The sequence below is a fragment of the Clostridium sp. KNHs216 genome (assembly GCF_006714885.1).
Taxonomy (GTDB): domain Bacteria; phylum Bacillota; class Clostridia; order Oscillospirales; family Acutalibacteraceae; genus Caproiciproducens.
Genome location: NZ_VFMF01000001.1, coordinates 3,010,926 through 3,031,443 on the forward strand (window position 1 = coordinate 3,010,926; position 20,518 = coordinate 3,031,443).

At 53.5% G+C, this 20,518-nt stretch carries 18 protein-coding genes; all 18 read left to right on the top strand.

Features of this window, described 5'->3' with window-relative positions; genetic code table 11:
• Positions 1–46 precede the first annotated feature (46 nt).
• The 18 genes from LY85_RS14535 (at position 47) to LY85_RS14620 (ending at position 20,418) form a co-directional block, all read left to right on the top strand.
• A complete protein-coding gene (locus tag LY85_RS14535; protein ID WP_243122575.1) occupies positions 47–1,153 on the top strand; it encodes a galactose ABC transporter substrate-binding protein in 1,107 nt (368 codons plus the stop codon).
• An 87-nt stretch (positions 1,154–1,240) separates the two neighbouring features.
• Positions 1,241–2,767 (top strand): sugar ABC transporter ATP-binding protein, encoded by a 1,527-nt coding sequence (locus LY85_RS14540; protein WP_141828132.1) that lies wholly within the window; start codon positions 1,241–1,243, stop codon positions 2,765–2,767.
• Positions 2,764–3,768 carry a hypothetical protein gene (locus tag LY85_RS14545; protein WP_038322645.1) on the top strand — a complete coding sequence of 335 codons (1,005 nt, stop codon included), beginning with the start codon at positions 2,764–2,766 and terminating at the stop codon, positions 3,766–3,768. The genes LY85_RS14540 and LY85_RS14545 overlap by 4 nt, the downstream gene beginning before the upstream one ends.
• 99 nt (positions 3,769–3,867) lie before the next feature.
• Positions 3,868–4,833 carry a substrate-binding domain-containing protein gene (locus LY85_RS14550; protein WP_141827225.1) on the top strand — a complete coding sequence of 322 codons (966 nt, stop codon included), beginning with the start codon at positions 3,868–3,870 and terminating at the stop codon, positions 4,831–4,833.
• The gene (locus tag LY85_RS14555) at positions 4,823–6,349 is read left to right on the top strand and encodes a sensor histidine kinase (RefSeq protein ID WP_141827226.1); all 1,527 of its coding nucleotides are present in this window, start codon (positions 4,823–4,825) and stop codon (positions 6,347–6,349) included. The genes LY85_RS14550 and LY85_RS14555 overlap by 11 nt, the downstream gene beginning before the upstream one ends.
• Positions 6,350–6,384: 35 nt before the next feature.
• Positions 6,385–7,941: a helix-turn-helix domain-containing protein gene (locus LY85_RS14560; protein WP_141827227.1), complete on the top strand. Its 1,557-nt coding sequence runs from the start codon at positions 6,385–6,387 to the stop codon at positions 7,939–7,941.
• Positions 7,942–8,236: 295 nt separating this feature from the next.
• The gene (locus LY85_RS14565) at positions 8,237–9,211 is read left to right on the top strand and encodes a sugar-binding domain-containing protein (RefSeq protein ID WP_141827228.1); all 975 of its coding nucleotides are present in this window, start codon (positions 8,237–8,239) and stop codon (positions 9,209–9,211) included.
• A gap of 62 nt (positions 9,212–9,273) precedes the next feature.
• Positions 9,274–9,939, top strand: a complete 666-nt coding sequence (locus LY85_RS14570) for an L-fuculose-phosphate aldolase (protein ID WP_141827229.1) — start codon at positions 9,274–9,276, stop codon at positions 9,937–9,939.
• A gap of 44 nt (positions 9,940–9,983) precedes the next feature.
• The gene (locus LY85_RS14575; protein WP_141827230.1) at positions 9,984–11,015 is read left to right on the top strand and encodes a 2-hydroxyacid dehydrogenase; all 1,032 of its coding nucleotides are present in this window, start codon (positions 9,984–9,986) and stop codon (positions 11,013–11,015) included.
• Positions 11,016–11,109: 94 nt separating this feature from the next.
• Complete coding sequence (locus tag LY85_RS14580) at positions 11,110–12,339, top strand: ABC transporter substrate-binding protein (RefSeq protein ID WP_038322656.1); 1,230 nt, start codon at positions 11,110–11,112, stop codon at positions 12,337–12,339.
• Positions 12,340–12,431: 92 nt separating this feature from the next.
• On the top strand, positions 12,432–13,304 hold the full coding sequence (locus LY85_RS14585) for a branched-chain amino acid ABC transporter permease (RefSeq protein ID WP_038322658.1): 873 nt from the start codon (positions 12,432–12,434) through the stop codon (positions 13,302–13,304).
• Positions 13,305–13,318: 14 nt separating this feature from the next.
• Positions 13,319–14,215, top strand: coding sequence for a branched-chain amino acid ABC transporter permease (locus tag LY85_RS14590; protein ID WP_038322660.1), 897 nt, complete (start codon positions 13,319–13,321; stop codon positions 14,213–14,215).
• Complete coding sequence (locus LY85_RS14595) at positions 14,212–14,979, top strand: ABC transporter ATP-binding protein (RefSeq protein WP_141827231.1); 768 nt, start codon at positions 14,212–14,214, stop codon at positions 14,977–14,979. Before LY85_RS14590 ends, LY85_RS14595 begins: the two co-directional genes overlap by 4 nt.
• Before the next feature lie 13 nt (positions 14,980–14,992).
• Positions 14,993–15,691, top strand: a complete 699-nt coding sequence (locus LY85_RS14600; protein WP_038322902.1) for an ABC transporter ATP-binding protein — start codon at positions 14,993–14,995, stop codon at positions 15,689–15,691.
• Between the two features lie 18 nt (positions 15,692–15,709).
• Positions 15,710–16,696, top strand: coding sequence for a sugar phosphate isomerase/epimerase family protein (locus tag LY85_RS14605; protein WP_141827232.1), 987 nt, complete (start codon positions 15,710–15,712; stop codon positions 16,694–16,696).
• Positions 16,693–17,742, top strand: a complete 1,050-nt coding sequence (locus LY85_RS14610) for a 2,3-butanediol dehydrogenase (protein ID WP_141827233.1) — start codon at positions 16,693–16,695, stop codon at positions 17,740–17,742. The genes LY85_RS14605 and LY85_RS14610 overlap by 4 nt, the downstream gene beginning before the upstream one ends.
• Positions 17,743–17,768: 26 nt before the next feature.
• On the top strand, positions 17,769–18,956 hold the full coding sequence (locus LY85_RS14615; protein WP_141827234.1) for a PLP-dependent aspartate aminotransferase family protein: 1,188 nt from the start codon (positions 17,769–17,771) through the stop codon (positions 18,954–18,956).
• Positions 18,949–20,418 carry an FGGY-family carbohydrate kinase gene (locus tag LY85_RS14620; RefSeq protein WP_141827235.1) on the top strand — a complete coding sequence of 490 codons (1,470 nt, stop codon included), beginning with the start codon at positions 18,949–18,951 and terminating at the stop codon, positions 20,416–20,418. Before LY85_RS14615 ends, LY85_RS14620 begins: the two co-directional genes overlap by 8 nt.
• The last annotated feature ends 100 nt before the right edge of the window (positions 20,419–20,518 follow it).

Genomic DNA, 20,518 nt, shown 5'->3' on the forward strand with positions numbered 1-20,518 from the left:
AATCAGTACAGCAAGAGAGAAACTCTCAAAAATACAGGAGGTAAGTATGATGAAAAGAGTAATGGCAGTCCTTGTTGCATTCTCCATGATGCTTGGCGTTACGGCATGCGGCAGTTCCGGCGGCAATTCCGCGGCCCCTGCAAGCTCCGGCTCCGGGGATACGGGTTCGGTCGCGTCCCAACAGGCGGAAAATACCGGGAAGCAGCCGGTTGCCGGTGTCGCGTGGTACAACTTCGGCGATACGTTTATCGCCAATGCCCGCACAACGTTGAACGAGGCCGCCGCACAGGACGGGAAAATCAAGGTGATCGATGCCGACAGCCAGAACGACATTGCGACCCAGACGAACAACGTCAACAATTTCTATACCCAGAACGTAAAATATCTGGTGCTGAACAACATCAATACCAACGCCAAAGCGGACATTATCAAACAGGCGAAGGCAAAGAACGCAACGCTGATCTTTGCAAACACGGACAGCCCGAGCGACGAGGAGTTCAAGCTTTACGACAAGGTTTACCATGTTTCCAGCCTGGCCGATCAGTCCGGTAAAATCATCGGTGAGCAGCTTGCCAAGTACTGGAAGGAACACCCGGAAGCAGACCGCAATAAAAACGGGAAACTGGATTATATCATGCTACTCGGACTTCAGCAGCACTACGATACCCAGGTCCGCGCAAAGTATTCCGTGCAGGCACTGCAGGACGCCGGAATCCAGACGAATCTGATACAGGAAGCGATCTGCAACTACCAGCGCGGGGAGGCACAGAACCAGGTGGCGTCTATCCTTCAGGCCCGTAAGAAGGACGTTGAGGCGGTCATCGCGTGCAACGACGATATGGCGCTGGGGGCAATCGAGGCGCTGAAAGCCAGCAATTTCTTCAAAGATAAAAACAGCTTCATCCCCGTGGTCGGCGTTGACGCGACCAAAGTCGGGGTGGAGGCCCTCAAAAACGGAACCCTTTTGGGGACCGCTCTGAATAACCCCGTTACGCTCGGAAAGTCCATCTATAAGCTGATGTCGCTGCTGGAGGAAGGAAAAGAGGTTACGCAGGAGAATATGGGCATCGATGGCATCACCGTAAAGGACCATCATATTTACATCAACTATGTCGGCATTACGGCAGAAAATACCGAGGATGCATCTTATTAAGGCAATGTCTCAAAGCAGCCGGAGAGAATCCGGCTGCTTTTTCAGAAAGGAGGAAATTTTGTGGAATCTTCGGACATTGTCCTTGAAATGCGGGAGATCAGCAAGTCGTTTCCCGGGGTAAAGGCGCTTGACCGGGTTTCTTTGAAGGTGCGGAAGGGCACGGTCCACGCGCTGATGGGGGAAAACGGCGCCGGAAAATCCACCCTGATGAAGTGTGCGTTCGGGCTGTATCACCCGGATGAAGGGGAAATCCTCGTGGAGGGAAAACCCGTTCAATTCAAAAGCATCAGCGACGCCATGGCAAACGGGATTGCGATGATCCATCAGGAGCTGCATCCGATACGCACTCAAAATGTGATGGAAAATCTGTGGGTCGGGCGTACTCCCTATCAAAAGCGCCTGGCTGTTAAATGGGTCGATCAGAAAAAGATGTACAACGACACCAAGGCCCTTTTCGACAGGCTGGGCATCAGGCTGGACCCGCGGCAATCGGTCGGGGAACTCGCGGCGGCCCACTGCCAGCTGATTGAAATCGTGCGCGCCGTATCGTACGACGCCAAGGTAATCATTATGGACGAGCCGACCTCCTCCCTTTCGGATTCGGAAGTGGAGCTGCTTTTTAAGATCATCAAAACACTGACCGGACAGGGCGTCGCGATCATTTATATCTCACACAAGATCGAAGAAATCCTTCAGATATCCGATGAAGTGACCATTATGCGCGATGGCGAGCTGGTGGGCAACTGGCCTTCTTCGGAACTGACGCAGGACCTGATTGTCAGCAGGATGGTCGGCAGGCAGATGACCGATCGTTTCCCCGCGCGCGAACACAAGCCCGGGGAGGAATATCTGGTGGTGGAACACCTCACCTCCGCGTCCGCCCACTCCTTCAAGGACATCAGCTTTACACTGAGAAAGGGCGAAATCCTCGGCCTCGGGGGGCTTGTGGGGGCGCAGCGCACCGAGTTGATGGAATCGATTTTCGGGTTGAGGCCCGTTGCTTCCGGCAAAGTGTCCATCAACGGCGAAGAGGTCAAAATACGCCGCCCGCAGGACGCCATCAAAAAAGGGGTCGCCCTCCTTACGGAGGAGCGCCGGGCGACCGGAATCATCCCGATGCTCTCGGTGGAGGAAAATCTTGTTCTGGCAAATCAGACGTCACACCGCAGAATGTATACCGGCGGCCGGCTGTTTCTCAATGAAAAGAAGCGGCGCGACGACACGGGGCGGTTTATCGAGTCGCTGTCCATCAAGACGCCGACGATGAAAACGCAGATCCAGTATCTTTCCGGCGGAAACCAGCAGAAGGTGCTGCTTGGAAGATGGATGCTTACCGACCCCGACATTCTGATTCTGGACGAACCTACGCGGGGGATCGATGTCGGTGCGAAATATGAAATTTATACCCTTATGACGAAAATGGCCGCGGAGGGGAAATGCATCATCATGATCAGTTCGGAAATGCCGGAACTGATGGGGATGTCGGACCGCATCATGGTCATGTGCGAGGGACGGCTGTCCGGGCTTCTGGACGGGAAAACCGCCACGGACGAGCAGATTATGCTACTTGCCAGCACTTACCACAGCAATCTTGAAGGAGGAGCAGCCGTATGAACGAAAAAACAAAATTTCACCCCAAAGAACTGATCATTAACAACGCAATCTATTTTATCTTACTCGCGCTTATCATTATCATTGGAGTCATTTCTCCCAATTTCTTTTCCCTTGACGTATTCCGTGACATTTTTATGCAGAGCTCCGTGCGTATCGTGATGGCGCTTGGCTGTATGTTCATCATTATCTCCGGTTCAGCGGACCTTTCGGGCGGCAGGATGCTGGGACTCGCGGCGCTCGTCGCCGGCTCTCTGGCGCAGCAGGCTTCCTACACGGCTAAATTCTGGCCGCAGCTGCCGGAAATGCCGGTGGTGGTCCCTGTCCTTGCCTCCATGCTGGTCGGCGTTGCGTTCGGTGCTTTCAACGGGTGGGCGGTTTCCAAACTCCGCGTGCCCGCGTTTCTGGCCACTCTGGGCAGTCAGATGATTCTTTTCGGTGTTTCCAGCCTTTATTTCAACAAGGCGCCGAACAACTCGCAGCCGCTGGGCAGCTTTACCGAGGGTTTCAGCAGCTTCGGAAGCGGGTCCGTTCTGGAGGTACCCTATCTGATTATTGTTGCCGCTGTCTGCCTTGTGGCCGTGTGGCTGCTGCTGACAAAAACCTGCATGGGAAAAGATATCTTTGCGGTGGGCGGAAACCCGGAAGCGGCCCGGGTGTCCGGCATCAGCCTTTTCAAAATGCAGATGATCACCTTTACGCTTGCGGGGCTGCTTTACGGCCTGTCCGGCAGTATGGAAGCCGCGCGGACCGGTTCCGCGACAAGCGCGTACGGAAATGCCTATGAGCTGGACGCCATTGCTTCCTGCATCGTCGGCGGATGTTCGATTACAGGCGGCGTCGGAACAGTCGGCGGGGTGTTTGCCGGCGTTATTATTTTCAATGTCATCAGCTACGGCCTGACCTTTATCGGAATCAGCCCCTACTGGCAGAACGTTGTAAAAGGGCTGATCATTATCGGGGCCGTGGCGCTGGACGTCCGCAAATATGCCAGGAAAGATTGAACTGTTTATTCTCTTTATGCCTTCACAATCGTTATTCATAATGTATAATAATACTTGTCAAAACGAGTTTGTTTTTAGGCAATAAAGGAGAATGGAGAAATGAAAAGAAGGTTCTCTCTATCGTTGGCGGCTCTGCTTCTGCTGATTTTCTGTTTCGGGTGCCGGGCCGGCTTTTCGGGCGTAAGCTCCTCCGCTTCGGTACCTCTGCGCATCACGGCGGTTCTTCCCCACAGGGATTACGGGTACTGGACGGATATTTCGGACGGCATTTTATCGGCGAAGGACGATTTTCCCGTGGATATCAAAATCTGTACGCCGCAGCTGAATTATAATATCCCTCAGATGACCGAATTGATTAAAGCCGCCACCGCCGCGCGGGTGGATGCCGTCATTGTTCAGGGAATCGATAATCAGGACTACATAAAGGCGCTGGAGGATGCCCGCAGTGCCGGAGTACAGGTCGTTTTTATCGATACCGACCTTCCTCAGTTCGGAAAAAGGCTCTATGTCGGGACGGACAACTACGCCGCCGGGCGTCTGATGGGAGAAAAGCTGGTGCAGCTCACCAAAGGAAAGGCGAGAGTTGCCGTAATCAGCGGGGCGGAGGGATACCCTAATCTGGAGCTGCGCCTTTCGGGGATGCGGGACGCCGCCGCCGCGTATCCGGGGGTGAAAATCCTTCGCGTGGACTACGGAAATTACGACTCCATCACCGTCCTGCAGAAATATAAGGAGATCTGTTCTTCGCCTCAGAACATTGACGCTGTCGTATGTATTGAGGGAACGGGGGCTCTGACCTTTGGCAATATGCTTTCGGAAAAGGATAAGAGAATTCAGTGTATTCTTGGTTTTGACTATTCCAACGAATCCATCAAGGGTCTGTCCCGCGGAATTGTCGACGGCCTGATCCTGCAGCAGATCCATACGATGGGCTACCTTTGTGTTCAGGAAATCGACCGTTTTGTGAGGACGGGGCAATACAGCAGCAATATGATTTACACACAGACCAAATTTATCACCTCTGCTGATCTGGACCAGGAAGGACATTACCGGTATGACAAGTAGAAAATCCAAAAAACGTTTTTCCATTCTACGCCGTTTTTCTGCCGGGACCATCAGCCGGAAGTACAGCTGCGGCTATATCATGATTCTGCTGGTCATGTTTCTGCTTTTTGCGGTGTCTTTTGTGTGTAACCAATATATCAACCGGCAGTACGAAAGGGAGATGGACTCCCTTCTGAGCCTGAACCGGCTGTTTGCCGGGGTGGAGACCACCAATACGCATCTGTTCGATATTTATACCTATTTGAGGGCTTCCAGCTTTGACGATTATCTCAAATCCTCTGCGGAGACGAAGGCCTGTGCGGATTTGCTGGAACAGGGGCTGAAGGGTAGCTGGTCAAGGGAGGTCGCCGACCTGTGCAATATGGTGCAGACCTACCTTGACAAAAGCGGGGAGCTTACGCAGCAGCTTCAGAAAAATCATTCTTCGCCGGGGTTCGGCAGCGATTCCGAAATCAACCGGCTCTATTCCGAGACACAGGATATCGTTTCCTACATCAACGTCAGCTTTAAGGATATTTATTCGGTCAAGCTGGTGTCGGCACAGGCGAAACGGCTGCAGATGCAGCGGCTGAACATTGTCTTTACTCTTTTGCAGCTGATTCTGCTGGGGTCTGCATTCTGTGTCTTCCTGGTCTTTTACAGAAAGGTGGTCACGGGGATTACCCGCTCCGTCGCAAAGCTGACCGAATTTGCGGCTCAGGTGACGGAAAATCCGACAAAGCAGACGCATATCGGGATTCAGACAAATGATGAACTGGAGCTGTTCGCCGCCGCCTTCAATAAGATGCTCGACACCATACAGAACCAGATTTCTCAAATCGAAAAAGGGGCCAGAATACGGGAACAGCTCCAGGAAATCGAAATGAAAAACATCCGCATGACCAGCGCTTTGCAGAGCAGCCAGCTAAGCCTGCTGCAGGCGCGCATCAATCCCCATTTCTTATTCAATACGCTCAATATGATTTCCCAGACGGCCTATATGGAAAATGCCGAAGAAACCTCGCATCTGATAGAATGTACGGCCAATTATCTGCGGTATAATCTCGGAAAATCCACCCAGCCCGTCACCGTGGGAGACGAGCTTGCGAATCTGCAGGAGTATGTCTATATCCAGCAGTGCCGTTTTGGTGACCGTATCCGGTTCCATTTCGACGTGAATCCTACCTGTGAGCAGCAGCAGCTTCCCTGTATGATTTTGCAGCCCTTGGTGGAGAATGCGATTACGCACGGACTTGGCTCTCTGATCGACGGGGGCCGGGTCACCATACGCGCGTTCCACAGGGACCGGTGGAACTGCCTGGAGGTGGAAGACAACGGGGTAGGCATCCCCGCCGAAGCCTTGAAGGAACTGCGCTCGTCCGTTTATGAAAGCGACGGCGAACTGTCGGACCAGCATATCGGGCTGCAAAATGTTTATCTGCGCTTAAAGCTGTTTTTCGGAGGGGATATTGATTTCCTGATCGACAGTACGCCGCACCGCACGCTGATCCATATCGGAATTCCCTGGGACAGATAGGAATTGCGGAAATTTATGCAGAAGGTGGTGAAAAAATGCATACAATGGTGATCGCCGACGATGAGGAGATCGAGCTGAAATCCCTGTCGCTGTTAATCAAGAAGGAATTTACGGATATCCGGATCGTCGGCCTTGCGCGCAACGGTGCGGAGATGGTCTCTTTCATCGACCAGTACAAGCCGGACATCGCGATTGTGGACATCAATATGCCCGGAATCAACGGGATCGACGCCATTCAGCTGGTCAGCAGTTTAAACGTGCCGACCCGTTTTATCATCAATACCGCCTACAGCGATTTTGAATATGCGCAGAGGGCGTTATCATTGAAGGTGGATTACTATATTCTGAAGCCGCAGAAGCGTACCGATACCGTGGCGGTGATCCGAAAGCTCTGCGATGACATCGATAAGGTGCAGGCGAGCCGGAAAAGCCGTATTCAGGTCGACGAGCTCTTCAGCAATATTCAGCCGGTCATCGAAAGTGAGATCATCTATTCCATTTTTATGGGCGAACCGGCCGTTTCCAGCTTTTCTATGTGGTGTGAAATCAACGCCGTACAGTTTTCGGGCGGCCTGATGGTCTCTCTGATTCCCGTGGACAGCGCGGACGGCATTTTGGCGTCCTGCGACAAAAAGGAGCTGCGCAATTATTTGCACAGCGCGCTTCAGGACGTGTGCACCCTGCTTGCAACCATCAACGATTTCAGTATCAGCATTCTGTTCTTTATTCCGTCCAAGGATGGGGATCATTGGGAATCGTGGCTTACGGATGTATTGCAGGTCCTGTTTGACAAGCTCAAAAGCCATTCCAGCCTTCTGCTGCGGGCCGGGGTCGGGCGGTGCTATCCGGCCTTTGAAAAGATGCCGGATTCTTACCGCGAGAGCATTGCCGCCCTGCGCGGCATAACGGATATTCCCATCAGCTTTTACCGCTCCGCTTCTTCAAATGTGGATGCCGATTATTTGACGCAGCTGGCCTCGGACCTTGTAAAGTCCGCGCAGTCCGGGAATTTTCAGAACCTGGACGCCGTGCTGATGGCGGAAATGCCCGCTTTGAAGTCCGACGCGTCGATTCCGATGTACCTCTGGCGTTCCTGTCAGGACATCGCTTTAAAACTGCCCAAAGCCAATACCGCCGAACTGCAGCGTTTTTTCGCCATGACCTCCCGCCAGCTGGAATCCGGCACAAATCCCGATTACCGGATCCGCCGGATCGGAGAGAACCTAAAGCTTTTATCCGGGCTTTTACGTACCGGCTGGAAGAGCGACTCCAATCCCTATGTCGTAAAGGCGCGCAAATTCATAGAGGAAAACTATAAAAAAGACCTTTCCCTCGAGGCGGTGGCCGACCAGATCGGCATCAGCCCGTTTTATCTCAGCCGTTTGCTGAAACAGGAGTTGGGTCAGACCTTTATCGGCTATCTCACGCAGGTAAGAATGCAGGAGGCCATCAAGCTGGCGGGCGTGACCCGCCTTTCCATCAAGGAAATAGCGGAGCGCACCGGATATTCCAACCCCACCTATTTTTGCCGCGTATTCAAAAAGTTTACCGGACAGACGATCGGCGGGTACCGGGAAAGCAGCGCAGAATAGCGCTTCCTCCCCTTTAAAAAGAAGAAACCGTCTCTCACTCAATGGTGGGGGACGGTTTTTTGTCGCCTTTTTTATCTGTGTCCGGCTGCCGTTTCGGGCCGAATAGCCGCCGGGAGTGGAAAAGAGAATCAATTTAGACACGGATAAGGTGATTAGTGCCAGAAATGTGTCCAAGTATCACAAATTTTGTTATAAATTGTCTTGACTTATCGAATGGGGCACGCTATAATAGGGACAAATCTTACATTTGTAATTTTACTTTACAAATGTCATATAGAAAGGGGCACAAATTGAAATGAGGGGATCACAGCCTGAAGAGAGCAACTATATTTTAAAAATCGCTTATTGGTATTACAAACTGAACATGACACAGGCTGAAATCGCCCAGCGGCTGAATTTGACCAGACAGCGGGTAAATCAGATTATTGGCAAATTAGTGGAAGATGGCATTGTGGAAATCAAAATCAACGGTCTTCACGAAGATAATGTAAGACTCGAGAGCGTATTTGAACAGTATTTTTCATTAAACCGGGTATTCATTTTTAATGTCAACGAAAGCGATGATCCGTTGGATTTGTTTGGGCAGGAAGCTGCTGAGGCGTTGGGGTATTTAATCCGTGACGGACAGATCATAGGGGTTTCCTGGGGCGTTACCCTGGGGGCCGCGGTCATGAAAATGCAGCAGAAAAGCCTGAGCAGATGCACGGTGGTGCAGATGGTCGGCGGGCTGAATTCAAACAGCGAGATGGCGAAACCCGACGAAATAGCCCGGACGCTGGCGAAAAAGCTTTCCTGTGACTATCATCTTTTATACGCGCCGGCCATGGTGGACAACGCACAGGCCAGAGAGGTGATTTTACAGGACAATGCTTTTGAAGAAACGTTTGACCTTATCCACAGATGCAATATCGCGGTACTGGGCGTCGGCGAACTGAGCCAGTCCTCCACCATCTACCAGCAGGGCTTCCTGACACAGGAAAGGATGGAACGTCTGGTGGACGGGGGATATGTGGGCGATCTGGTCATGCAGCCGTTCAAAATGGACGGTACGTGGGAACAGGAAAATAATGTCATCGGCGTGTCGCCGGAAACGCTTGCCCAGATTCCCTGCGTGGCGGTGATGGCCTGCGGCGACAACAAAACGGACGCCGTTCTGGGGGCGATCAACACCGGGTGTGTCGATGTGCTGATTATCGACCAGTCGATCGCGGCTTCCATCGCAAAAAAATTATCGTTGGATGTTGGGGACATGCTTGAGGAAACTACCTGAACCGATCAGCCTTGGCCAGCCCCAGTCAAATTAAATTTATGAAATGAAAGGTGATTAAGGGGATGCTTCTACAGGAAATCAGAAACGAAATTATCTGTTACGGAAAAAAAGCGGTTGAATCCAGATTGACAAAGGGAACGGGAGGAAACCTCAGCGTTTGCGACCGAGAGTCAGGCCTTATGGCAATTACACCGAGCGGGATCGATTATTTCGAGATCAAGCCGGAACAAATCGTCCTGATCGATGTGCAGACCGGAAAAATAGTCGACGGCGATGCCGTTCCTTCCAGCGAATGCGACATGCACCGCATTTTTTACAAGTACCGCACCGATATTCAGGCGATGATACATACCCATACCACTTTTGCCGCCACTCTCTCCTGCCTTCGCCAACCGCTTCCGGCGGTACATTATCTGGTCGCATATGCCGGTACCGACGTCAGATGCGCGGAATACGCGACTTACGGTACTGTCCGTCTGGCGAAAAATGCTTTTGAGGCAATGAAGGACAGAAAGGCGGTTCTGCTGGCCAATCACGGGCTGCTGGCGGGAGGCGCGAATCTGGCGGAGGCGTTTGCCGTCACAGAAGAAATTGAATTCTGCTGCGAACTGATGTACAGAACCAAGAGTATCGGCGAACCGGTCATTCTTCCGGAAGACGAAATGAAGAGAATGATCGTGCGCTTTCAAAATTACGGAAAACGGATTGAGGAGCATGAAGAAATATAGGTTTCTGAAATTGTGAAATGCGTTGAGAGGAAGACATGTAGAGAATGAAAACATTATTAACAGCAGAAATCAGCAGACCGCATATTGAAGAACTCGAGCAGCTCTTGGAGCTGCAGTATGCGGGCTGGGTCGAAACAAAAAAGATTCTCAGTGAAGATCAGATGGTCGAACTGGTGAAAGATAAAGAGATTCTGATTACCAGCTATGATCCGATTACGAAGAGAGTGATCGATGCGGCGCCCGATTTGAAATTGATCGTATGCACGCGCGCGAACCCGGTGAATGTGGATACCGGCTATGCACGGCAAAAGGGGATTAAAGTAAGCTATTCCCCCGGAAGAAACACCACCTGTACCGCTGAATTTACGGTTGCTCTTATGCTTTCCATCATGCGTAAAATCCCGATCGCGTATTCCGCCCTTCACAGCGGACAGCATGTGTCCGAGAAAAAGCGGAGCAATACGGTAAGGGAAGGGCTCCGCGCCGATGTGACCTGGGCGCTGGACTCCAATTCCCCGTATGTGCTGTATAAAGGCCGTCAGCTTTCCGGGCGCAACCTCGGCATCATCGGCTACGGCAGCATCGGGCGCGCGGTTGCTAAGCTCTGCCGGGGATTTGGAATGCATATTCTCATCTATGATCCCTTTGTCGATCCGGACACTCTGGAAGAGGATACACGTTCTGTCAGCCTCGACGAATTGCTGGCCCAGTCCGATGTTGTAACGGTGCATTGCAAGGATACGCCGGAAACGCGCGGGATCGTCAACGCGGAAGCATTCGGCAAAATGAAGAAAACGGCCTATTTTATCAACACGTCCCGGGGAGCACTTGTGGAGGAGCAGGCGCTGATCTCGGCTTTGCTTAACCATGAAATCGCCGGAGCGGCGGTGGATGTATTTGAAAGTGAACCGATTGCAAAAGACCATCCTTTTCTTACCCAGTGCGACAATATCGTTGTCACACCGCATCTGGCGGGTGCCACTTACGATGCCATAATCAATCATACCATCGCGCTGGTAAAGGATATAAAGCATTTTATCGATGGGGAGCCGCTCGAATTCGAGTACACGCACTAACGGGAGCCGTTTTTCACAAGGGAAAGCGGCTGTCTTTAGAAAATAATCGAAGCAGTATGCTCGGTTAAAATTTATCAAGCAGGAGGAAAGTTGTATGTTAAAGAAAGTCTTAAGCGCATTGCTGGCGTTGTCCCTGGTGGCAAGTCTGGCAGGATGTTCCGGTGGGGAAACCGGCAGTACCGCAGGCGCTGCGGCAAGCACCGCCGCGTCTGACGCAGGGTCGGCAGCCGGCGGCGCGTCCGGTCCCAGCGGAGAACCGATCCGCATCGGCTATGTCAGCGCACTTTCCGGCGATTCCGCCCTTTGGGGACAGGCGGGACTCAACGGGATGAAGCTTGCCGTAGAGGATGTCAACGCGGCGGGAGGAGTTTTGGGCAGGCCGATCGAAGTGGTCGGCTACGACGGCCAGGGGCAGCCTCTGGATTCCGTAAACGCATTGAACAAGCTGATCGATGAAAGTAAAGTGGTCGCCGTTGTGGGGACGAATTTCTCCAGCTGCAACATCGCGATGGCGCCGGTGGCCGATTCCAAAAAGATTCCACTGGTCGCGACCGCGGCATCCAGCCCGTCGGTTACAGTGGACGAGCAGGGCAAGCTTCATCCCTACTCTTTCCGTATCGGCTTTACCGATCCGTTCCAGGGCCGTGTGCTGGGTTCCTATGTTTATGAAAAGCTCGGCTTTAAAAAGGCCGCGATCATCACCGACATCGGCGACAACTACTCCACCGGAATCACGCAGTATCTGACGAAGGAATTCACTGCAAAGGGCGGTACTATTGTCGCAAAGGAAGAGGCCAGATCGGGCGACAACGATTTCCGCGCTCAGCTTTCCAAGATCAAGAGCGCAAACCCGGACGTCCTGTTTATTCCCTGGATTTACAAGGATGTCGCGCTGATTACCAAACAGGCGAGAGAGCTTGGCATCACCTGTCAGTTTGTCGGTGCGGACGGCTGGGATTCCCAGGACCTTCCAAAGCTGGCGGGCACTGCGATCGACAACAGCTACTACTGCTCACGTCCTGGCTTTAACACCAGGGAAGCAATTGAATACGGTGAACGCTACAAAAAAGTCTATAATATCGTTCCCGAGGCGGAGTGCCTGTTCGGGTACGACGGCGTCATGTGGCTGGTACAGGTTATGAAAGAAAAAAATTCAGCCGACCCAGAAGCGATCCGGGACGGACTTGAAAATACGAAGGACTTTAAGGGGTATTTGGGGACAATGTCGGTCGATCCGGCAACACACGATCCTACCCGCGACGCAGCTATTTTCCAGATCAAAGACGGCGCAATCAAGTATATTGAAAACTATTCCGTTAATTAAAGAATGATCTGACTGCAGGGAATCCATGTTAACGGCGGAAACGACACATCCGGATATCATGGGTTCCCTGCATTTTTAGGAGGTGGATACAGGTGTTTCTACAGCAATTGGTCAACGGCATATCCGTAGGCGGAATCTATGCCCTGATTGCAACAGGCTACGCTTTGATTTACAGTCTGCTGGGATTTTCCAACTGGGCTCACGGCGAAGTGGCGATGTTCGGGGCCTATATGGCGCTGACACTGGTCACAAGAACGAATTCCCCTTTTCTGGGCGCGCTGGTATTCGGTATTTTGGGCGCGGGGCTGCTGAGTATTTTTAATGAAAAGGTCGCCTATAAGCGTATACGCGATCACGGTTCGCCGACCATGTTCCTGATGATCGCGGCCATGGGGATTTCAACTACCTATCAGAACGGGGCCATGCTTGCCTTCGGGCCTAAATTCCAGATGTTCCCGTCTATGTTTGAAACGTCCACGATTCAGCTCGGAAGCATTTCCATCGGAATACTGGACGTAATCTCTTTACTTACCACCATTGTCGCGCTGGTGGTTCTGGACTTACTCATCAACAAATCCAAGATGGGTCTTGGAATCCGGACCGTTGCTTCCAATTCCTACACAGCCAGTCTGATGGGAATCAATATCGACCGTTATTTTGCCCTTGTGTTTCTGCTGGCGGGCATGCTGGCCGGCAGCGCCGGTGTGCTGCTCGGCCTGAAATACAGCGTTTATCCGACCATGGGCAACGTTTCTCTGAAGGCGTTTATCGCCTCCGTGCTCGGCGGTCTGGGCAGCGTGCGCGGCGCGATTGTCGGAGCTTTGATCATCGGGATTCTGGAAACGATGGTTTCCGGATATTTAAGCTCCGGACTGCGCGATCTGGTTACTTTCGGCCTTCTGATCGTAATTCTGCTTGTCAAACCCTCCGGGCTGATGGGTGTGACGATTGAAGATAAAGCATAGGGAGGGGAAAGCGGATGTCTGGTTATTTACAGGGAATCATTATTCTGGTCGGAATTAATCTTATCGCCGTTTTGGGCGTTTCCATTTTAACTGGCTTTACAAAGCTTTTTTCCTTTGGCAACGCGGGGTTTATGTCGATCGGCGCGTATACCTGTGCGATTCTGACAACCAGGTACAACGTGCCGTTTATCGTGGCGATTATTGCCGGGGCCGCGTTTGCCGGTCTGGTGGGCTATGGGCTGGGGTCGCTGACGCTGGGGCTTCAGGGCGACTATTTCCTGATTACCACGCTGGGCTTCGGCGAATGCGTGAGAGTTCTGTTTGAGTATATCACACCGGTTACGGGCGGTGCGAAGGGCTTCAGCGGAATCCCGCACTATACCAATATATGGATCGTCCTGATCAGCGTTATTCTCGCGTTTATTTTTGCGTGGACCCTGACGCACTCCAAATACGGCCGCAACCTGACCGCTATCCGCGAGCAGGAAGTCGCCGCGCAGGCGGTGGGCGTGGATACCGCGAAAAACAAGCTGATGGCTTTTGTCGTCAGCGCGGTGTACGCCGGATGGGCGGGCGCTCTGTATGCGAACAGCCTGACCTTTCTGGAGCCGAAAATCTTCAATCTGGCAAAATCCTCCGAGCTGACCATTACGACGGTCATCGGCGGATTGGGGAGCCTGACGGGCTCGTTCCTGGGAACCTGTGTGGTTACGCTGCTTCCCGAGATTTTCCGCAGCCTTTCCTCTTACCGGATGCTGCTGTACGGCATCGCGGTGGTCGTTATCATTATTGTCAGGCCCAGCGGCCTTTACGGCTATAAGGAGTTTTCCATTACCCGGATTGGGAAGTGGTTCAAAAAACTGGGCAAAAAAGCCGGAGACGCAAAGCGGAGAGGGGATGTCGCGGAATGAGTGAAATTCTGAAGATCTGCGGATTGAATAAGAACTTCGGCGGCGTCAGGGCGATCGACTCGTTCCATCTTCAGCTGGAGGAGGGAAAGATTCATGGCCTGATCGGTCCGAACGGCGCCGGAAAAACCACGATTTTCAATACCGTCACCGGCATCTATCAGCCGGATTCCGGAGATATCCTGTTCAGGGATAAAAAGATTACAAACAGCAAACCGTTTCAGATCGCGCAGATGGGAATCGGGAGAACTTTCCAGAATATCCGCCTGTTTTCCAACCTGAGCGTGCTGCAGAATGTTCTGATCGCCAGCAACATGGATATCACCTACAATATGATGCAGTCGTTCCTGCGCCTTCCCAAATATAAGCGCGAGGAAAAGCAGCTCTGTGAAAAGGCAATGAACCTGCTCGAAATCGTGGGGCTGCAGGATTTGGCGGACGCTAGGGCGAACTCGCTCCCCTACGGGCATCAGCGCAAGCTGGAAATTGCCAGGGCCGTAGCCCTTAACCCGGCTCTGCTTCTGCTGGACGAGCCCGCGGCGGGCATGAACGGAGAAGAGTCGGTTGAGCTGGTCGGATTCATCAAGGAGATCAAGACCCGTTTCCATTTAACGGTGCTGATGATCGAACACCATATGGATGTCGTCGCCGGACTGTGCGACCATGTTACCGTGCTCAATTTCGGCAAGACCATCGCGGAAGGCACGCTCGACGATGTAAAATGCAACAAGCTGGTTGTGGAAGCGTACCTGGGAGAGGAGAAATAGTATGGAGCAGAGTTTGTTGAAGGTGGAAAATATATCCGCGGCTTACGGCGGGATTAAGGCACTGAACAATGTATCCATTGAAATCAGCAGGGGAAGGATCGTTTCCGTGCTTGGTTCCAACGGAGCAGGGAAAACAACGCTTCTGAAATGTATCTGTGCGGCAATGAAGCCGACGTGCGGCTGTATTACCTTTCAGGGGAAGCCGATGCCGTCAAAGCCTCACGAAGTGGTCAAGGCCGGGCTGAGCCACGCGCCGGAAGGACGGCAGATCCTTGCAAACCTGACCGTGCTGGAAAATCTGATGGCCGGGGCCTATCTGCGCAAGGATTCCGCCGGTGTCAAACAGGATCTGGAGTACGTATATACGCTGTTTCCCCGTCTGAAGGACCGTCAAAAGCAGTTCGGCGGCCACCTGAGCGGCGGCGAACAGCAGATGCTGGCAATCAGCCGGGCACTGATGGCAAGGCCGAGCCTGATTATGCTCGACGAGCCCTCTCTGGGGCTGGCTCCCATCATTGTAACGCAGATTTTTGATATTATCAAGGAACTTCGCAACAACGGCACCTCCATTTTACTGGTGGAACAGAACGCTTTCAAAGCGCTGTCTATCAGCGACAGCGCGTACGTAATGTCGGTGGGAAGTATCGTCAAACAGGGAAGCTCCGAGGAGTTGCTGGCGGACAAGACCCTGACCCAGGCCTACCTCGGATGATCAAGAAGGAGAATGACTATGAATAATATCAGCGTGGGCGTTTGGGCTTACGGGGCCTGCAGCGACCGTTACGTGGGTGACGGCTACAAATCCAGGCTTCCTCTGGCTCAAAGGATCGAACATATTGGAAAACTCGGCGGAGTCGACGGAATTGAAATTACTTATCCCGTGGATATCAACGAGGAAAATTATCCGGAATATGCGCCTTTGCTTCAAAAATATGGTCTGCGGATTTCTTCCATGGGTGTGGAGATCGTCTGTGACAAAGAGTGGAAAACGGGTTCCTTTACCTCTCCGCACAGGGAAGTCCGTGAAAAAACCGTTGCGCTTGTAAAAAAGGCCATGGACTTCGCCGCGCAAATCGGCGTGGAGGTTGTCAGCCTCTGGATGGGACAGGACGGCTTTGATTATCTGATGCAGTCGGACTACCGGCAGCAGTGGGAGTTCCTGATTCAGGGCCTCCGCGAATGCGCCGCGCATAATCCCGCAATCAAGCTTGGAATGGAATACAAGGTCTCCGAGCCGCGCCTGAAATGCATGGTGAATTCGGGCGGAATGGCGCTGGCAGTCGCCCAGTGTACCGGCATGGACAACGTGGGCGTGACGATGGATATCGGCCACGCGATCAACGCGGGGGAAAACCCGGCGGAAATCGCAGCGATTCTGTTTTCGCAGAACCGCCTGTTCCATCTGCATCTGAACGACAACTACCGCATTGCGGACGACGACATGCCGATCGGCAGCGTCCATTTCCTGCATTTTGTGGAGCTGTTCTACTGGCTGAAAAAGATGGGCTATCAGGGCTGGTACTCTCTGGACATGTACCCGTACCGCGATGACGCCGACGAGGCGTCCAGAGCTTCCGTAACCTTTATCCGGGGAGTGGAAAGCCTGATCGACCGCAAGCTCGGCGATTATTCGTTTGAGACGGCACCGTCCGATGCGCCGTCCAAAATACTGGAAGGCTTATTTGAAAAGATTTTTGAACAGGAGGGGATTTCATGAAAGCTGCCGTGTGGCATGGTTACAAGGATGTTCGGATCGAAGAAGTCAAACAGCCCGAAACTCCCTCCGGTTCCGTGAAAATCAGGGTGGACTATGCGGGCATCTGCGGTACCGACCGGCACGAATATGTGGGACCGAATTTTATCCCCACCAAAAAGCCGCACCGCCTGACGGGACGGATGGCCCCCCTGATTATCGGGCATGAATTTTCCGGCGTGATTACGGAGGTCGGGGAAGGAGTCACCGGTTATCAGGCGGGCGACCGTGTCACGGCAAACGGGACTCTCTGCTGCAAAGAGTGCGCGGCCTGTAAATCGGGGCGCTACAATGTCTGTGAGAAGCTTGGCTTCAAGGGGGTGGGCGACGACGGCACCTTTGCCGAATACGTCACGTTTGAAGCGGAGCGCCTGTTCAAAATTCCGGATAATGTCACCCAGCGGCAGGCACTTCTGGCGGAACCGCTTGCGTGCGGCATTCACGCCACTCGTCTGGTCGGGGACGTTGCGGGAAAATCGGTTGTGGTCATCGGTCCCGGCATCATCGGCCTGGCCTGCTTTCTCGCGGCTAAGCTTGCGGGTGCCGGAAGAGTGCTGGTGGCGGGGCTCGGTACCGAGCGGAAGGAACTGGTAGAGAGCTACGGCGGGGAGTATCTGGACACCGGCAGCAAGCCCATCGACGAATATGTGAAGGAACTGCTGGACGGACAGCTGGCCGACGTGGTGTATGAATGCGTCGGCATCCAGCCTACGCTGGACAACGCGCTTCATATTGTCCGCCCCGGCGGCAAAATCATGGTGATGGGCGTTTATGAAAAGCAGCCGGTGATAGACATGAACCTGCTGCAGGAAGGGGAGCGCATGCTCCTGACCTCCCAGGCGCATCTGGACGAAATCGGTGTGGCTCTCGACTATATGTCCAACGGCAGAATCAACGCCGACGAGCTCATTACCCGGGAGGTCACGCTGGACACCCTGGTAGAGGACGGATTTGAGGAATTGCTGAGGAATCCATCCAAACATATTAAAATTGCAATCAAAATCGGTTGAATGAAATAGAGATGGAGGATATCAAAATGGATCACAAGAATGCACAGTTCGCAACCAAGGCCGTTCACGCCGGACAGCACGGAGACCCCGTTACCGGGGCGCTGCTTTCCCCGATGTTTATGACCAGCACGTATGTATGGACGCCGGAGAAAATGGAGCGCTATCAGAACGGGGACAAAGAGGGGATCTTCACCTACGGCCGTTCCCGCAATCCAACCCAGAATGAGCTGCAGGATAAGATCGCCGCGCTGTACGATGCGCCCGCCTGCCTGGTCACCGCCTCCGGTATGGCCGCTATTTCCCTTGCCATTTTAAGCTTTGTCCATCCCGGCGACCACATCATCAGCTGTAAAACCATTTACGGCGGCACCTTCGGGTTGTTTTCCAAAATCTTTAAAGAAATGAAAATCGAGGTGACGTTCCTTCAGAATCTGTCGGAGGAAAGCCTTGACAAGGCGCTGCGTCCCAACACGAAGCTGATTTACGGGGAAAGCATGTACAACCCCACGCTGGAAATCGCCGACCTCAGGCTGATCGCGGGCTGGGCGAAAGCAAAGGGCATCAAATCCATGATTGACAATACCTTCTGCAGCCCCTACCTGCTCAATCCGTTTGATTTCGGCATTGACGTCGTAGTGGAAAGCGATACGAAATATATCAACGGACACGGCGACCTGATCGCCGGTTCCATCTGCGGACCCTTTGCGTTTGTGGACAATGTCCGCGGCTCCATTTATCAGGAGCTCGGCCCGGTTCCCAGTCCTTTCAGCTGCTGGCTGATCCTGCGCGGCCTGAAAACGCTCCATCTGCGCATGAAGGCCCAGTGCGAAAACGCAATGGCGGTCGCGCAATGGCTGGAGGGCCATTCCAAAATAGAAAAAGTGATTTATCCGGGCCTGGAGTCCCATCCTCAGCATGAGCTGGCAACCGGGATTTTCGGCGGAAGAGGCTACGGGGCCATGGTTTCCTTTGTGGTAGAGGGCGGACTGGAGGGCGCCCAGAATCTTATCAATCATTTGAAGCTTGCGAAATATGCGGTCAGCCTGGGCGATCTGGATACGATGGTGCAGCAGCCCGCCACCCAGACCCACGGCAAAATGTCCCGGGAGGAAAGGATGTCCATGGGTATTGACGACGGCATGGTCCGGCTGTCAATCGGCGCCGAGGACGCAAGGGACATTATCGCGGACCTTGAACAGGGCCTCAATGCCTGACGAAAGGTTCTTTCTCGCCATCGACGCGGGTACGACCATGATAAAGGCTGTGCTTACCCGCGCCGACGGCGGATTTATCGATACCGCCGCTGCGAAGCTTCAGATTCTGATGCCCCGGCAGGGCTGGTGCGAGATGGATATGGAGACTGTCTGGCAGGCGGTATGCGGAGCAGTGGGGACGCTTCGGGAGAAGAACGGCACGGTATGGGGAAATATCTGTGCGGTCGGTATCTGCGCGCAGGGCGACGGCATGTGGCCGGTGGACGCCGGCGGGAAACCGGTGCGCAACGCCGTTCTGTGGAACGATACCCGCGCGGAGGGCCTGATCGATTACGACGCGATCAATAAAACCTGTGTCGCTCTGGGAGCTTCCCCGCTTTTTCCGGGGGCCTGCCCCGTGATTCTGCGCTGGCTGAAGGAGTACGAGCCTGAAAATTACCGGCGCATTGCCGCGGTGCTTCACTGCAAGGACTGGCTGAATTACCGTCTGACTGGGCAGTTGGCTACCGACCAGTCGGACGCTTCCACCTCTCTAATGAATATTTATACAAAAAAATATGAATTTTCCCTGCTGGAAATGCTGGGAATCGGCTCCTGCAAGGAGTGTTTCCCGCGCGTTGCGGCTTCCGACGAGGTGGTCGGCACCGTGACGGGGCCGGTGACGGAACTGCTCGGAATCCCAACCGGTACGCCGGTGATCGCGGGTGCCATCGATGTTCTGGCCGCGGCGACCGGCTGCGGCGTGACCGCGCCCGCGCAGAAAGGAACCGTTATCGGCACCACGCTCTGCAACTATGTGGTTCTGGATGAGGACGGGGCGCGCGTGAACGCGGGGGAAATCGGCAGCGTGCTCTGCCACACACAGCCGGGGACTTATATCCGGCTGATGGCGGCGCTGTCGGGTGCTTCCGCCCTGGACTGGGTACGGCGTGAAATTCTTGCCGACGAACCCTATCCTCAGCTGGAGCAGGAAATTGATAAGCTGCCGGTCGGCAGCGAGGGGGTTTTCTTCCATCCGTATCTGTATGGGGAGCGGGCCCCCTTCCGGCTGGGAACCGCCAGTAGCGGATTTTTCGGCCTGCAGGCCTGCCATACCAGATATCACATGGCCAGGGCCGCCTTTGAAGGGGTCGCCCTGTCCCTTTACGATTGTTACCGGAGCCTGCCGTCCGGGGAAGAGGTCTTTGCCGTAGCAGGCGGAGCGGCAAAAAGCGATCTGGTCTGTCAGATGGTGTGTGATTGTATGGGAGAAAAAACCGTACGCTGTCGGGAAAAAGAGTTGGGAATTCTCGGCGTGGTTCGCCTGCTGCAGAAAGCGTGCGGTTTCCCTGTCCTGTCGGGGACGGCGGAGCGCGACTCTTTTTTTCCGGATATGGAAAAGCATGAACAGTACAAAAAGCTCTATATGGAATTCTGTTTTCTGAAAGACGCCATGCTGCCTTTTTGGAAACGGAGGCAATAAGCCGGTCCTATTTCCGCTGCTTTACCGGAAGAAGTGGCACGGCGGCGTATCGGGCGCAGAAGCCGCGGTCCCGCCCGCGGCGGTACGGCTTCGGGCGCCC